12 protein-coding genes are annotated in these 17,537 nt (G+C 33.6%); 9 read left to right on the top strand and 3 right to left on the bottom strand.

From position 1 onward, the window contains the following. Positions 1–9: 9 nt before the first annotated feature. Positions 10–3,447, bottom strand: coding sequence for a hypothetical protein (locus IPO86_04750; GenBank protein ID MBK9727412.1), 3,438 nt, complete (start codon positions 3,445–3,447; stop codon positions 10–12). A 308-nt stretch (positions 3,448–3,755) separates the two neighbouring features. On the opposite strand from IPO86_04750, the gene IPO86_04745 reads away from it, so the two are divergent. Beyond that, positions 3,756–3,950 carry a hypothetical protein gene (locus IPO86_04745; protein ID MBK9727411.1) on the top strand — a complete coding sequence of 65 codons (195 nt, stop codon included), beginning with the start codon at positions 3,756–3,758 and terminating at the stop codon, positions 3,948–3,950. Positions 3,951–4,158: 208 nt separating this feature from the next. On the opposite strand, the gene IPO86_04740 is transcribed toward IPO86_04745, so the two are convergent. Next, complete coding sequence (locus tag IPO86_04740) at positions 4,159–5,952, bottom strand: aminopeptidase P family protein (GenBank protein ID MBK9727410.1); 1,794 nt, start codon at positions 5,950–5,952, stop codon at positions 4,159–4,161. Positions 5,953–6,126: 174 nt separating this feature from the next. On the opposite strand from IPO86_04740, the gene rpoN reads away from it, so the two are divergent. From rpoN to IPO86_04705, 7 genes are all read left to right on the top strand, one after another. Further along, entirely contained in the window at positions 6,127–7,683 is a 1,557-nt protein-coding gene (gene rpoN / locus IPO86_04735) for an RNA polymerase factor sigma-54 (GenBank protein MBK9727409.1), read from the top strand. Positions 7,684–7,704: 21 nt separating this feature from the next. Next, positions 7,705–8,607, top strand: coding sequence for an alpha/beta hydrolase (locus tag IPO86_04730; protein MBK9727408.1), 903 nt, complete (start codon positions 7,705–7,707; stop codon positions 8,605–8,607). Positions 8,608–8,923: 316 nt separating this feature from the next. Further along, positions 8,924–9,721 (top strand): inositol monophosphatase, encoded by a 798-nt coding sequence (locus IPO86_04725; protein MBK9727407.1) that lies wholly within the window; start codon positions 8,924–8,926, stop codon positions 9,719–9,721. Positions 9,722–9,805: 84 nt separating this feature from the next. Further along, on the top strand, positions 9,806–11,044 hold the full coding sequence (locus tag IPO86_04720; GenBank protein MBK9727406.1) for an ABC transporter permease: 1,239 nt from the start codon (positions 9,806–9,808) through the stop codon (positions 11,042–11,044). Then, positions 11,037–11,432, top strand: coding sequence for a T9SS type A sorting domain-containing protein (locus IPO86_04715; protein ID MBK9727405.1), 396 nt, complete (start codon positions 11,037–11,039; stop codon positions 11,430–11,432). The genes IPO86_04720 and IPO86_04715 overlap by 8 nt, the downstream gene beginning before the upstream one ends. After that, positions 11,429–13,135, top strand: a complete 1,707-nt coding sequence (locus IPO86_04710) for a T9SS type A sorting domain-containing protein (protein MBK9727404.1) — start codon at positions 11,429–11,431, stop codon at positions 13,133–13,135. The genes IPO86_04715 and IPO86_04710 overlap by 4 nt, the downstream gene beginning before the upstream one ends. A gap of 132 nt (positions 13,136–13,267) precedes the next feature. Further along, a complete protein-coding gene (locus IPO86_04705) occupies positions 13,268–15,019 on the top strand; it encodes a PKD domain-containing protein (GenBank protein MBK9727403.1) in 1,752 nt (583 codons plus the stop codon). 266 nt (positions 15,020–15,285) lie between these two features. On the opposite strand, the gene IPO86_04700 is transcribed toward IPO86_04705, so the two are convergent. Then, the gene (locus tag IPO86_04700; GenBank protein MBK9727402.1) at positions 15,286–16,308 is read right to left on the bottom strand and encodes a DUF3089 domain-containing protein; all 1,023 of its coding nucleotides are present in this window, start codon (positions 16,306–16,308) and stop codon (positions 15,286–15,288) included. Between the two features lie 91 nt (positions 16,309–16,399). On the opposite strand from IPO86_04700, the gene rlmN reads away from it, so the two are divergent. Further along, on the top strand, positions 16,400–17,449 hold the full coding sequence (rlmN, locus tag IPO86_04695) for a 23S rRNA (adenine(2503)-C(2))-methyltransferase RlmN (protein MBK9727401.1): 1,050 nt from the start codon (positions 16,400–16,402) through the stop codon (positions 17,447–17,449). The last annotated feature ends 88 nt before the right edge of the window (positions 17,450–17,537 follow it).

The raw sequence follows: 17,537 nt of genomic DNA, 5'->3' as shown, positions 1-17,537 counted from the left end.
AGATTAATCTTATACTTTTACAAACGTCTTCCTGATCAAACCAGAGGCCAGGCGGAATTCCAAAATATAAACTCCGGTGTGCAAATTTCCAACTTCAATAACATTGATTCCCTCTTTTAGATTACCCTTTTGCAATGGCCTTGCATATACATCTAAAATTTGAAATGCAATAAATGGATCTTTGCCAGAATTATTAAATTCAATAAAAAGCTGATCATTGACAGGATTTGGATAAAATTTTATAGCCTTTCCAATATCCAATTTAGTGGTTGCAATAATTTGCTGAATTGTAAATTGACTCAGAACTTCACAACCATTCTCATCCATAATAGAAAGCCAATAATCTCCAGGTTTTAAATTTTTAATTTCAGCATCTGTTTCTCCAGTACTCCATAAATAAATATAAGGTTTTATACCACCTGTTATAGTAGCTTTTGCGGTACCGTCATTTCCTGTACTTCCTGTTAAATCTAAATTTACAAATAACAATTCAGGAGATCCTATGCTAATTTCGCGTTGAGACTGACAACCTTGAGCATCTCTGACAAAAATAGTATATTTACCAGTTGGCAAATTCAATAATTCTTGTGTAGTTGCGCCATTATTCCAACTAATATTGAAAGGCGAAACACCAGAAATAAAATCAATAGAAATTCGACCATCATTTTTGCCAAAACAACTTACATCTGTTACAAGACTTAGGAATCCAACTGAATCCAAATTCTTTAATTCAACTTCTTGTTGCACAAAACATCCACTTGAATCAACTACCTTTATGGTATAGATTCCTGCTTGCAAACTATCTATAAATGAAGCTCGCTCCCCATGAGACCATTCATATTGGTAATTACTTCCAGAACCACCAGAGACCAAAACTTCTAAGGATCCACCAATTTCTGGACATGCCGCAATAGAATTTGCTAATATAACAAAGGGTGGATTTACTTTTAAATTTACAATATAGTTACTATCACATCCATCTGCAGATAAATAAGGAAAGTTTAAAATCGTATCTTTAATAAACGACATGCCTCTAAATGTATCAGCAAAACAAATAAATGTATCCACATAGGTCTTCTTCTTTTGCAATATCGCTACTGTGGTCTCGAGAATACTATCACATGCATTAAAAGATTTTAAAGTATCCTTGTAAATTCCTTGTTTGGTATAATTTTTCTTGCCCACTTTTAGGGTATCTCCATCACAAATCGTAAATTGTTGTTGATAATTTGTTATATAATTATAGAGCTTAATCGTGTGTGAAGTTTTTTTATTTCCTCTGCTTACTTCAACACTTAAAGGCCCTGTAGATTGCACACTTATTGTTTGGGCGGTATCCCCTGTAGACCATTTATATTTCGCATTTTTTATAGCTGCATCAAAGTTTCTGGGCACACCATTGCATAAAGGAATATCACAAACTGCTACAGAATCCTTTTCTCGCCACGACAGCACAATAGAAAATGTAACTTTAGCATCGACACCGTTGTCAAATTTATTATCATTCGTAGTAAAATACCAGGTACCTTTTGGGTTAAATCGACCGAGGATTCGCTTATAGGTTTTAACCCCATTAAATAATGCAGGTTCAGCTGCATTAGGAACATAACGGCTATTCAAGATACCTATATTTGCAGGGCTTTGATAGGCTGTTATTACATCCCGCGTCCAGGAACTTCCTTGGGGTGCAATTTTAGTTTGAAGTTCTATTAATACATCCCGCACTCCTGCTGGAATATTTTGAAATAAACTATCTGGAATCTGGACGCTGTCTCTAAGACTTCCTTGATCTGCATTCATCGTTAATGAAACCACAAAGGAATCGCGTTTTCCAGGAATTACCGGACAGCCAAGATTTACAAAAAAATCTGAAATATGAACGGTATCAGGAATGGAATATTCTGTACACCGATCAGAGATCGCTACTTTATAAATACCACTATAAAGTGGTTTTAAAATAGAATCTTTTGGAGAAGGCATTAGGTAATCATAATGAAACCAATCAAAATCATAAGAAGACTTTCCTGGTCTTGCTTTCAATGTAATCGTGTCACCTTCAAAATACGGGCCTACTATATTTGGTACTATAATCGGAGTGTACCTTGCACTTAAACATGATTTAGATTCTACACTTGCACGAATTAAATCTCCAGGTTCATCTCCAAATCCTTTACTGAAATTAATACCATACCCGGTAAGGTGACAATAACTCATAATTGTGCCACCTCCAGTTGCTGGAGGACCAACAGAACAAGCATTATTTTCTGGTGGCTGACAATTATCTAAGGCTGTATTTCTATTCGGCCCCCAATAGCAGGCATGTGTATGAGGAGAACCCATATTGTGGCCCATTTCATGAGCCATCACTTCAACACTCCAGGAATAAGTTGGCAAACTGCTATATGAATTATAAATATATGCAAACGAATGTGGACCTGATTGCCCATTATACGGCTGGCAAAGTGTTGCCAACCAAGCGATACCCCCTTGTTGTTGAGGTGGGTAGGTCGTAACTAATTGTGCCAGATTTCCATTAAAATTATTTTTGCGATAATTGGTATAATTAAAAATAATGGATTGAAGATCGGTATGCAAAAAAGGATCTTGTGTCGTCCAAACCATGATTTCTGAAATCTCAATATTGACAAACTCATTATAATAAAGCGTTTTTACAACATTGAATAATCCAGAAATGTAAGTCGTCACTTGATTTTTCTGGCTATTTCGATCGGTATATAAACGGTAATCGCATTCCAAAAAAACTTTAATGGTCTTACAATGATTACTGAAAATAGTATCTGGAGCAACAAGCGAAACCGCCTCAATATCTGTTGGATGTACATCTGAAGTTCCACATTGAAAACCAGAATTTACGGGTAAATCATTTTCATAATAGAGTACATGTGGCAAATCCTGTTCGGCATGAAGGCTTTCAGCATTCATTTTTCCAAAGACGATATTCCCTTTATCCGGTGTGGACAAGACTGCCATGATTTGATCTCCAAAAATACTCAAGGCAACGATGGATCCTGGATAAGCTTTAATAATTCCACGATAGTGAATCCCTTGATTCAAAACCTCACCCTTATTAGGGTCATCAGAAGTAATTACCTTGGCATCTTCACTATAAATTACTTGCTTTATTAGAAGTAATTGAAATTCAGTTTGTTGATAATCTTTTAAATCAATTAATAGAAACTCTGGTTGTTCCTTTTGGATATTTTGCAGTTCCGATAAATCCAGATTCCAGAAACTTGACTTGGGAGCTTTATCCAGAAATAAATTAGAACGTTGTTGTGACTCCTGTTTTAGGAAGCTATAATTTTTAAAACTTTGCCTTTGTTTTTGAATTTGTTGAAATTCATTCCAAATCCTGCTTCCTGGGTTGGCGATTAAACTAGAAGTTGTTAAAAAAATAATCAGGCCATAAAAGCAGCTATTTTTCATTAAATGCATGCAGATGATATTATCGTTTGAATTAAGGTAAAGATCTGATTTTCTATACGAATGATTAGAATATAAAGTTCCTTTTTTTATGAAATGATATATTTTGAAGCAAAATATGTCTTTAATTTTTCAACGAATTAGCCATAAATAAAATAAAAATATGTAGTATAAATTAAATAAACTGCTTGAAAAATAGCTAAACCTATAAAAAATAGGAAAAAAATGCATTTTTATGAAAATAATTTAAATAATATTACATATTAATAAAAAAACATATATAAATTTGTTCTTATGTAAAACTAAACACCATGCAAGGTTGGAAAAAAATCATGTCCTTGGCCGATGCTTATAAGGCCGAAATTAAAAGACTTCAACTTTTAAAAAACGGAATTGAAGCAATGGTTATGAATAAACCTATTAATAAATCCGCAGCTGACCTTTATGTAAAAGAAGGTCAATACGAGATTGCTACGATCTTACTCTTTGAAAACGAAGAAGACTAATTTCGTTTAAAAGCTTAGTTGAAAGTTCTTATTATAGATATATACTAAGAGGCTTATAAATAAGAAGAGAAACACCAGGAAGAATACAAAACATCTTCCTTTGCTGCCCTTTTTCAGTTGTTGGATTTCCATGATTTGTCTTTAATGCTGCAAAGTAAAATCAAAAATGCTTGTTTTGCAAGGTAAAGCCCATCAATTTCTTCCATTTTTATAATGTTTTGCACTTCTGTTTTAACCATTTCTTCTCTTTTGCATCCAAGTGTGGCGATAAACGCTTATAAACCTCTTTATGATAGGCATTTAGCCAATCTACTGTTTGCCGGTTCATCATAGGAGTATAAACTAGATTTAGGTCAATAGGAAATAAACTTACCGTCTCTAATTTTAGAAATCTGCCTGTAGGACCCTTAGAATGGAATGCATTTAATACTAAATTTTCAATTCGAATCCCATAGGAGCCTTCTTTATAATATCCTGGTTCATTAGATGTCAGCATCCCTTCCATCATTTCCGTTTGTCCTCTTTGATTCCAGGCACTAACAAAGCCTTGAGGTGGCTCATGTACATTCATAAAATAACCAACTCCATGACCGGTACCATGAGCAAAATTTAAGGATTGTTTCCATAAATATTGGCGGGATAGGACATCTAACTGGATTCCTTTTGTCCCTTCTGGAAAAACCACATCTGCTAAAGCAATGTGTCCCATCAAAACTGCAGTAAAATGCTTTTTAACTTCAGGACCCGGCTTACTTAACGCGATCGTTCGGGTAATATCGGTTGTGCCATCCAAATATTGCCCACCTGAATCCACTAATAAGATTCCTTTTGACTTAATAGTAGCTGAATTTTTTTCATCAGGCTTATAATGGATGATGGCTCCATTCTCTTGATACCCTACAATTGCATCAAAACTTTCACCTACATAGTTTGGTCTGGCCGCTCTAAACTCACCAATTTTTTGAGCAAATTCATATTCAGTACAGTTTTTTCGTTTCTTCAAGATGGATTCAAGCCACATAAATGCTTTGAGTAGTGCGACTCCATCCTTTTCCATTACTTTTCGAATATGCCCAATTTCAGCTTTGTTTTTTATTGCTTTCAGTTTCATAACCGGACTTGCCTCATTCACTAAGGATCCTTTTGGAAGTTGCAATGCAAGCTTAGCATTCAAAGTAGATTGGTCAATGAGTACCCGATTACCTTTTTTTATAGAATTGATGGCTGAATTGATCTCCTCATAAGGTTTTAACTCAATTCCAGCTTCTTTTAATTTCAATTCTAATGATGGATCTATTTTTCCTTCAGCAATAAAAAGATCAGAACGTTCGGGTCCTAAAAGTAGGTAAGCTATAAAAACTGGATTGCAATGCACATCTTTTCCTCTAAGGTTTAGTAAATGAGCAATTTCATCTAGTGCTGTTATAAGAAAATATTCTACCTGAAGCTTTTTCATTTCAGCCCGAATAAAATTTAATTTGACTTCTCTGGTCTTACCAGCAAATTTTACCAAGTGTTCATAAACAACTTCTCTGCTAAGTTCCGGGCGATTTTCCCAGACTTCGCTTAATAAATCACCACAATCCTTTAGAAGCAAGCCCTTTTCCGTTAATTTCTTATCAAAAGCTTGAATTTGTGACAGTGAAAAACACCAAAAGTCACAACCTACTGTTTGGCCCGGTTTTAATTGACTGCAAATCCAGTCAATATATTCTGCTTGGGCTTGTGCAACCAACTTATGAAGTTGCACGCCAGTACCTTTTAATTGACTGGTTGCTTGAAGAAAATACCTGGAATCCGTCCATAAACCTGCATGATTTGCAGTAATTACTGCCGAACCTGCTGAACCTGTAAACCCTGTAATCCATTCCCGGGTACCCCAATAAGTAGGGACGTATTCACTTTGATGAGGGTCTGCAGTAGGAATGATGTAGGCATCAATAGCAGCTCGGGACATAGCCGATCTAAGACCGGCAATTCTTTTTGGTATTGGACTTGACATAAAATTATATATTAAATATTTTTATAATATGAGTAAAATTTAATTACTTTTGCCTTGCAATGTTACGAAGTTTCCCAAAGCTGACGATCTGAAAATATTTACATGGATTTTTCATGAGATTATGCCAGAACCAAGCCGGAGCTTTTATTGTTTTAATTTCTAAGGTCCTCATTCATGATTAAACAACATTTAAGTCAGAGTCTTTTACAAAAATTATCGCCTCAACAAATTCAATTAATGAAGTTGTTGCAAATTCCTACTTCCATATTAGATCAAAGGATTCAGGAAGAATTGGAATCCAACCCGGCTCTGGATGAACATAATGATCAGGATGAACCCTATGATCAGGATCAGCAGGATAATAGTTCGGATTTAGAATATGATTTTGAAACAGAAGACCGGGATCGGCTTGACAATAATAGTCAGGAAGATCTCATGAGTAGTGATAGTTTCGATGATTATCTCAACAATTATATGGATGATAATACCGCTTCCTATAAATATAAAGGCGATGATTATGGCGCCCAGGAGGAAGAACATCGCTCCGTTCCAATTGCTGTTGAAAATACATTTCACGATCATTTAAGAAAGCAAATTGGTCTCCTAAAACTTAAAAATGAAGATCAATTTAAAATTGCCTTACAAATTGTTGGAAGTATTGATGATGATGGATATTTAAGAAGAGAACCAAACGCTATCATTGATGATTTAGTATTTTCTCAAAACATTACCGTAACAGAAAAAGAAATTCTTGAAATATTAGGTAAAATTCAATCCTTTGACCCGCCTGGTGTAGGCGCACGGTCTTTACAAGAATGTTTACTTTTACAAATTCGGGTGAAACTTAAATTAACCACCACTAAAATTCAATTAAAAGTTTTAAGGTTAACTGAATTTATACTTGAAAAATATTTTGATGAGTTTACAAAAAAGCATTACACTAAATTACAAAGAGTACTCAACCTTACAGAAGCACAGTTGAAGGTAGCTGTAAATGAAATTCTTAAATTAAATCCGAAACCGTCTTCCGGTTATGTCGATCAGCTACAAACGTCTTCAGTTGCTGGCCATTTTATTGTACCTGATTTTACGATTACAAATCGCGATGGAGAACTCGAACTGTCTTTAAATAGTCGCAATGCTCCGGACTTAAGAATTAATGATCAATATTTAGATATGTTGCGTCATTATAAAGACAATAAAAAAGCAGGACAAAATAATAAGAAAGAGAAAGAAGCTGTATTGTTTATAAAACAAAAAATAGAAAGTGCAAAATGGTTTATAGATGCTATTAAACAGCGTCAGGACACCTTATACCGTACGATGTATTCCATCATGCAGTATCAACAAGAGTATTTCATGACGGGCGATCAGAAAAAAATCAAACCCATGATTTTAAAAGATATTGCAGAAATAACATCCTTAGATATTTCTACAATTTCACGGGTTGCAAACAGCAAATTTGTTCAAACTGAATTCGGCACAAAGCGCTTAAAAGATTTCTTTTCAGAATCTATGCAAAATGAAGAAGGAGATGAAGTATCTACTTTAGAAGTTAAAAAAATTCTTTCCGACCTTGTTCAGAATGAAAGCAAACGCAAACCTTTAAGTGATGAAAAATTAAAGTCACTCTTGATGCGCAAAGGTTATAATATTGCGAGAAGAACAATTGCAAAATACCGGGAACAAATGAATATTCCAGTTGCACGATTAAGAAAAGAATTAGTCTAATAAAGATACTTTAAGGAAACTATGGTTCAATGGATTTTATCTGGCTTCCTGATGCTACTTTGTACAGCTTACAGCTTTTCTCAAAAACCAGTGGTTGCATTCGGAAAAATTATTCGTCATGAAAAATTCAAATCAACTTTTGTAAAAGCTCGGAATATAGATGTCTGGTTACCTCCGCACTACGACACCACTAAACGCTACCCGGTCCTTTATATGCAAGATGGACAAATGCTGTTTGATTCAACAAATTCCTGGAATCACAAGGAATGGAAGATAGATGAAACCCTTACAGAACTTATCGATCGATTAGAAATCAAAGCCTGCATTGTCGTGGGAATTTGGAATGACTCCAAACTCAGGCGAACTGAATATTGTCCTGAAAAAGCAATCCGTTATCTTCCAAAAGCACTAAGCACATATTTTATTAAAAACAGACTTGAAAATAAGCTTTTAGGAGATGACTATCTTTCCTTTTTAGTTAAAGAGCTAAAACCTTTTATAGATAAAACGTATGCTACCCTAACAAAACCAGAAAATACTTTTATTGCAGGATCTAGTATGGGTGCTTTGATTTCCTTGTATGCAGTTTGTGAATACCCGGATATTTTTTCAAGCGCAATTTGTATGTCCACGCATTGGCCTGTTGGATTAGAAAATAAAAATGAAAATATTGCACCCTATATCCTTATGTATCTCAAAAATAAAATCCCGGATTCAAAAACACATCGATTTTATTTTGATTATGGCACTTTAGGATCGGATTTAAATTATCGGGTATACCAATTACAAGCGGATCAGTATTTCAAAGAAAATAATTACACCGAAATAAATTATAAAAGTTTAATTTTCAAAGGAGACGATCATAGTGAAAATTCATGGAGTAATCGATTTTCAATTCCTATACGATTTATACTAAAAAAATAAGGATCCTTATAAGCTATAATATAACAAGCCGGGATTATTTGAAAAAATAGTTCTGGTTTAAAATTCAATAAGCATCCATTATTAATACAATCCAACTTTCAATACGCCTTGGGCTTATGAGCTGACTTAAATTCAAGTGTTCGAAAATACTTAGCAATTCAAAACAAAGTTCCGGTAAATTAAAATCCACCTATATGGATTGTTGGATTTCAAACAGCAAATGGTAGTAAATGAATTCAGAACAGACTTTGCAACTCATTGGAAGGTTAAAAATTAATGTAACTTTACACAGAATACAATTTATATGAATAACACCATAGCTATTGAGGAAATTTGCTGCAAAGCAGTAGGCATTGTTAAAGCTGCGTCTGTTTTTATTAAAGAAGAATTGGGTAAAGTGACAGATGAACAGATTCAAGAAAAAGAGAAACATAGTTTAGTTTCGTATGTTGATATTGAAACAGAAAAAAAACTAGTTTCTGAACTGTCCTTATTAATTCCGAAAAGTAGCTTTATTACAGAAGAAGGAACCCATTCAATTGATCTGGTAAGTGAATATACCTGGATTATTGATCCTTTAGATGGCACTACGAATTTTTTAAAAGGGATTCCAATCTTCTCAATTAGTCTTGCTTTAGTGAGAGGGAATGAATTGTTAATTGGTATTGTGCACGACATCATGCAAGATGCATGTTTTTATGCATGGAAGGATGGAGGAGCTTATTGCAATGGAAAAAAAATAAGTGTTAGTGCGGTAAAACGTATAGATGAATCTGTCATTGCAACAGGCTTTCCATATCAAAGAAAGTGGATGGATAATCTTCTTCAAATCCTGGTTGCTGTATTAAATCAATCCAGAGGCGTTCGTCGATTAGGTTCTGCTGCTATTGATCTTGCATATACAGCCTGTGGGCGCTTTGATGGTTATTATGAAACTCGTTTGAATTCATGGGATATGGCCGCAGGAATATTATTGATACGGGAAGCTGGTGGTCGTGTCACAAATTTTAATGGGGAGACCGAAAACATTTTAAATTCACATCATATCATAGCATCCAATTCGTTTATTCATAATGATTTGCTTAACTTAAGTCAAACTGCTATCCTCGATTAATAATTCCAATTCGTCGAAAAGTGAGCCGCTTCAATACAAAAAAGAAGTCGGTTGATTAAGTACCGCTTATCTTTGAAATAGAATATGAAATATAAAGAAATATTCCTTTTATCATTTTCCAATGTCAAAGCGAATTTATTAAGGTCTGTTTTGACACTTTTGATAATTGCTTTAGGAATCATGGCATTGGTAGGTATTTTGACATCTATCGATAGTATGATCTACAGTATGAGTAGCAATTTTTCCTACTTAGGGGCGAATAGCTTTAGTATTGATCGAAAATCAACTGAATTTCGCAGACATGGCAGCGGACAAAATTACAAGGAATCTCCACCTCTAAAATATACTCAGGTCATTGAATTTAAAGAACGGTTTATAAATAAAGGCTTTGTGACTGTATCCTTTGGAGCAAGTGGAAATGCTGTAGTGCAATTTGAAAATCAGAAAACAAATCCTACCACAAGAATTCGCGGAATCGATGAAAATTATTTCAAAGTCACCGGTTATGAAATTTCAAATGGAAGAAGTTTTTCAAATCATGAATTGGAAAATGGTAGTCCGAGAGCAATCATTGGAGCTGAAATAGTAAAGCGATTATTTAATGATTTGGCCGAAAAAGCAATTAATCAAACCATCCTTATCAATAATCAGAAATATCAGATCGTCGGTGTTTTAAAATCAAAAGGAGCAAGTATGAATGAAGGTGCTGATCGGAGAATTTTTATTCCCCTTTTAAGAGCAAAATTTGATTATGGTTATGCAGATGCAAATTACGATTTAGATGTTGCGGTATCCGACGCAATGCAAATGGAAAATACGATATCAGATGCTACTGGAATTATGAGAGTAATTCGGCAATTAAAACCTTATGAAGAAAGCGATTTTGAAATTTTTAAAAGTGATGGTATTGTAGAGTTTTTAAAAGAAAATACAGTCAAACTTCGGGCCGCTGCCATTGCCATAGGTTTAATGACATTATTAGGCGCTGCCATTGGTTTAATGAATATCATGTTAGTTTCTGTAACAGAACGAACCCGAGAAATAGGAATTGCAAAAGCTATAGGTGCCACGAAAAGAAATATTATTTATCAATTTTTAACAGAAGCAATTATCATCTGTCAGTTTGGAGGAATCCTTGGTATATTAATAGGCATTCCTGTTGGAAATATCGTAACATTAATTGTTGGAGGTGCATTTTTTATTCCTTGGGCCTGGATTATATTAGGCTTAGTTGTCTGTATGATCGTCGGTATTTTGTCTGGCTTATACCCTGCTTTAAAAGCTGCCAACTTAGACCCGGTGGAAGCTTTGAGATATGAATAGAATTGTAAATCGTCAGAATTCCTACGCTGTATCTGTTGCAAGAATGTTATATGCTAAGACGATTGATTATGAATTCAATGATGATGTACTTTGTCCTCCTTCTCAGCCGGTAGTAATGAGTTCTAAAAATATAGACCATGAAAATGGAATCAGATTATACCCTAATCCTACCAAAAGCTGGGTTATCCTTGAAAATTTAAATAGAGAGACTAGCATTCTAAAAATTGAAGTATTGGATATTCATGGTCGATATATTCAAAATGAGCTAAATACAAAATCATTAGATCTGATTAAATTAAGTACAGACAATCTTAAATGTGGCATTTATTTTTTGAGGGTTGAATGTTTAAATGGCAAGGTCATATTAAAAAAATTATTAATCGAATGAGTGGAATAACAAGAACTATAATAATTGTCCTTGGTTTATTAAATCATACCGTTGGCTATAGCCAACGGTATGATTTTAATTGGGTTTTTGGATATGATGGAGGTAAAGGTGACCCAAGATTTGGAACTACATTAGTAGATTTTAATAGCGGTAATCCAATGGTAAGTTTTGCACCACAAGGAAAGATGGTTATTTTTGAAGCCAATGCATCCATTTCAGATAAGGAAGGGAATTTATTATACTATACCAATGGTTATGATGTAGAAGATGCAAATTTTAAAAAAGTTCTAGGAGCTACTAATTTAGGGATTCAGTATTGGGATGGACTTCATGAACCTCAAGGTGTATTATTTTTAAATAATCCAAATTCAGATTCGAGCTATTATTTATTTTATATTAATATTGTATTAAATTCCCCACATTTTCATGTACTTGATTTGAATTACTTATTAATTGATAAATTCTCAGAAAAAGTCATTAATAAAGGAAATGTCGTTCATGACACCATAAATAGTGGATGTTTAACCGCTTGTAAGCATGCTAATGGTAGAGATTATTGGATAATTTTAAATAAGGAAAATACAAATTTATTTTATAAATATTTATTAACGTCAGAGGGCATTATTCTAATTAGTTCACAAAATATTGGTCCAAATATAAAAGAAGGATATGGCCAAGTTGTTTTTTCTCCTAATGGAGAGTATTTTGCATTATTGGATGCCATTGATTTCAGACAAGGATTATATATAAAGCTTTATAAATTTGATCGATGTACTGGAGAAATTGAATTTATAAGGATGGATAATTATCCAACCTCCAGTTTTTCAGGAATAAGTTTTTCTCCAAATTCAAGATATTTATATTACAGTGAACAAAAGAATCTATATCAAATGGATTTAGAAAATTTGCAATCCTTTGATTCTCCTGAATTAATAGACACTATTGAGAGTCAAACTCAATGGGGTTCACAATACAACCTACATCAACTTGGTCCTGATGGTAGAATATACATTTCTAATGCATACAGTAATTTCGCGATGCACCGTATCAATAAACCGAATGAGCCTGGAAAGGCTTGTATACCACGATCTAATAGTTTTGCCTTAAAAACTCTGGGAGGTTACGGAATTCCCAATATGCCAAACTATCGCCTAGGCCCTCTTGATGGCAGTTTGTGTGATACATTAGGAATAGATAATATCCCATGGGCATGGTGGCGACATGATCAAGATACGACTGATTATCTAAATTTTGAGTTTACAGATCTTAGTGCTTATGAAGTTACTGAATGGGAATGGAGATTTGGAGATGGGATGACGAGTAATTCACAAAGTCCAATCCATCGGTATAGCAAAAATGGTATATATGAAGTGTGTATGATTGCAAAAAATAAGAATGGAGCTGATACACTATGCAAGATTTTGAATATAGGAACAACTACGACAATCGATGATCAAGATCAAATTAAGATCGAAATATTTCCAAACCCTTGTAAAGATTATTTTATACTCAATGTCTTGGATTATAATCCAGAAAAGATGTTTCTCTATTTGTATGATGTAAACGGAAATTTAATACTAACAAAACGATTGTATGCAGGAAGTAATGAGATTGAGTTAAATTCTATTTCTAATGGAGTTTATATTGTTAAAATTATGGAGCAAAGAATTGAGGTAAAATGTGAGAAGTTGGTGAAATTTTAATGGCAATTTTATTTAAACTTGTTTATTAGTACGCTTGTCAATCGGTTATTTAAGAAAATTTTGAAACAATAGTTATAATTAAAGCCTGGTTATAAATCAATTTATAGCCAGGCATTTTTTAAATTCGAGTATATGAAATGTGCAAGAGTAATTATATTAGTATTTCTATTGACCAATATATTTGCACAAGACAAACAAGATAACATTTGGTTATTTGGACATGGCCCAAATAGGCCGGTTGATCATTTTGGTGGGAGTATGATTGATTTTTCTAGCGAATTTCCTTATGTACAATACTTTAATATAAATACGAGGTTGTTTGATTGTAGCTCTATTTGTAATAATTTAGGAGAATTGTGTTTATATACAAATAATTGTGCTATATTTAATAACAATCATTTGGTAATTCCAAATTCAGATAAATTAAATTTAGGACAAATTAATATTGACTATTGCCAAGGTGTTTTAGAAGCATACCCAACAAAATCTTCAACATTGATTCTACAGCCTTTTAGTAAGGATACATTTAGCATCTTTCATGGTGGATTAACTGACAATTTTGACTTAGGAAAACTAAATTTAACTACAATTACAGCAGTAAATTATGATTCTTATAAGATATCAAATAAAAGTAATGTTATTGATACATCTTTTATTACTGACGGCATTCAGGCAATTAAACATGGTAATGGTCGCGATTGGTGGATTGTAATGCATGAATCATCGAGTAATAATTTTATCAAATACCTTTTCACTCCAGCTGGAATAATAGGCCCTATTAAACAAGCCATTGGGAATACCTGGACTCATCAATACTGGACTGCTCAAGCAGCATTTTCTCTGGATGGCAATTGGTATGCCTTAGTATCAGAATACAATGGAGTGAATTTATTTCGATTTGATCGATGTACTGGTATTTTGTCTGATTACAAATCTTTGAATCATCCAGCCAGCGACAATCGAAATTATCCCCGTGGTGTTTGTTTTTCTCCCAATAGCAAATTGCTTTATGTTTCTGCAGATTTTTCCTTATATCAATACAATCTGGATGCACCTGATATTTCAAACTCCTATACATTAATCGATACTACTGATCATTATAAATTACCATATACTTTTTTTTCAACATTCTATCAATTGATGTTGGCTCCTGATCATAAAATTTATGGCATAACCAACAGTGAATCCAATTTCTTACACGTCATTCACAATCCGGATTTACCCGGTAAAGCCTGCAATTTAAAACAGCACGATATTTTACTGCCATCCACATATTTTCAATCCATGCCCAATTTTCCACATTTTAGAATCTTCGATTGGGACGACAGTCCTTGCGATACCCTGGGCATCGACAAATCTGCGGTTGCCCGATGGAGATATGCCCAGGATAGCATCAATTACCTTCGCTTTGATTTTACAGATCTGAGTTATACCGATATTCTGGAGTGGACCTGGAATTTTGGAGATCCAACGAGTGTCAAGAATTCCAGTGCACTAAAAAATCCGGAACATATTTTTACAAAAAATGGTATTTACCCGGTTTGTTTAATTGCAAAAAATAAACACGGCTCAGATACTTTATGCAAAGACATTCAAATCGGTCCGGTTGGAACTGAAGATAATGGCATTCAAATAGATATAAAATCAAGTGTTTTATTAGCACCCAATCCTTGTAAAGAATTTCTTGAAATACAAATCAGCAATTACAATCCTCAAAATATGACAGCGCATATTTACAATCAAATGGGATTAAAACTTAAGTCTGTTAAATTGTATCAAGGGGTAAATAAAATAGAAATGGATGATTTGATTCCGGGTATCTATTTTATTTCGATCCTTGAAAATGGGCGATTGCAATTGACTAAAAATATTAATAGAATTTAATAAATTCATACAACTGGAATTATAATAAGCAAAAGATAATAGGCAATGGACAATAGTCAAAAGTCAATAGATAATTGACAATAGGCAAAAGTCAATGGACAATAGGCAATAGGCAATAGGCAATAGGCAAAAGTCAATAGATAATAGTCAAAAGTCAATAGACAATAGGCAATGAATAATAGACAATAGTCAATGGACAATAGGCAATAGATAATGAACTTAAAATCTTAATACTAATGGAGGTTCCAAACATTGCAACAAATAAATCATTGCTTCCAAAATGCATTTAAACGTTGCATGGCATTTTGTCTAACATTCATATAAAAAATATTAAAATCACCCCGATGAAAATTTGAAAATGGATACAAGAAACTGCCTTTAAATTTTGGTTTATCTACCCATAAAATATGTTTATAAATTTGCGCTCCAGAAATATTCGGAACAGGAGCTTTTGAAAAATTATCCAATACCGAACCTAGATTTTTAGATTTATCTGCATAAATATTCTCTTCTGTAGTCCAAATTAATGGATTTGTAATAACAACAGGTTTTTCTGCTTCTTGAAATTCTGCTTTGTAGCCTTTTTTAAAACTTCTCCAACTACAAATACACCCTGTTTCGAATTCATTTTTACAAGGTTTTAGAATTTTATATGCTTCCAATGGTATTGGGTATCCAACTGCATAGGAGACGACAAGTTTTTTTCGCAATTCATTATTATCAAAATATTCCTTCATTAAACGGATCAAATGTGCCGCACCTTGACTATGACCTGCCAAAATTATTGGTCGACCCTGATTATAATTGTTTAAATAATATTCAAACGCATTTTTAATATCCAAATAAGCTAAATCAAGAGCTTTTGCGGCAGAAACAGTATCTTCCGAAAAAAATGCAAAAATATGTGCTTGACGATACCGCGGTGCATAAATTTTACCAACCTCATTAAATAAACTAGCCTGATACAAAATTGCTGACGCATCTGTTTTTTGATTAATTTCAGTATCATTAACATCTGCATTCCATTGGTTATGTCCTTTTTTTGTTAAGAAACTAGTTGGATATAAGAAAAATACATCAGCTTGAGAAAGCATCTGTTGATCCTTCAAACCTGCTGGTGCCCGATCTGCTGAATCTAATTTTTGGGGTAAAGCTGCCCAATATTTTTCAAGGCTATAATCTGGTGTTTGGGGCCTTTGATAGCTTTCAAAGTCGCTTTTTGGTTTTGTCGGACTACAGCCTAAAACACAAAAATAACTAATACATAAAACGGATAAATACGATTTCATAGGTCAAATTAGGATACCAGAATAATATACGAAGTAAACAAAATTATTGTTTTATGAATTGGGAATTTTTAAGTATTATTTTTGTGATTCCATGAATATCAACAAAACAGACATATTAGCCCTGAATCAAGAACAACTATATCAATCTTTATCAAAGCTTGGGTGGGAGAAATATCGATTAAAACAAATTGAAGAATGGCTCTGGAAACATGGGGTACGACAATTTGAAGAAATGAGTAATTTGTCAAAGAACCAACGTGAATTGTTGGATTTACACTTTTTTATACCTTCTGTTTTAGTTGAAAAAATGCAAACTAGCAATGATGGTACTTTAAAGTTTAAGTTTAAATTACACGATGGATATTTTATTGAATCCGTTTTAATTCCTGTTTCTGATGAAAATAGGTTTACTGTCTGTGTTTCTTCGCAAGCAGGCTGCAGTTTATCCTGTGCTTTTTGCGCTACCGGACAAATGGGTTTATTAAGACAACTGACTGCGTCTGAAATTTTTGATCAATATTTTATTGTGAATCAAAAATGTCTGGAACTTTATGGAAAACCGGTAACAAATGTAGTTTATATGGGTATGGGCGAGCCTTTACTTAACTATAAAAATGTACTCCATAGTATTGAACGCTTGACCTCCGGAAAAGGGCCAAATCTGGCTCCAAAAAGGATCACAATTTCTACTGCTGGAATTGCCAAAATGATCAAAAAATTAGCCGATGATCAGTCAAAAGTTAATTTAGCTTTGTCATTACATGCAGCAGATGATAAGAAAAGAAATCAAATAATGGCTATTAATGAAACTAACAATCTTGCAAGTTTGATGGAGGCTTTAAAATATTATTACCAAAAAACAAAAAATCGTGTGAGCTTCGAATATATTGCCTTCCATGAAATTAATGACCATTCTTCTGATGCAAAAAACCTGGTGAGGCTTTGTTCTCAATTTCCTGTGATGGTAAATGTAATAGAATATAATCCTGTCCGCGGTTTAGATTTTGAAAAGTCATCTACGGATCGGATAAATCAATTTGCAAAAGAAGTACTCAAACATGGCATTATGATAACTGTTCGTCGCAGTAGAGGAAAAGACATTGATGCTGCATGTGGTCAGCTGGCTAATTTGGAAGTATGAAATTCTCTAAAATTAAAAAAATAAAATTATTTTTTTTTGATAAATAAGGCAATAGAAATTTTTATAATTGAGATAGAAAATGGCTCAT

The sequence above is a fragment of the Saprospiraceae bacterium genome (assembly GCA_016717265.1).
Lineage (GTDB): Bacteria > Bacteroidota > Bacteroidia > Chitinophagales > Saprospiraceae > Vicinibacter.
This window is presented reverse-complemented; position numbering and strand designations above follow the sequence as displayed.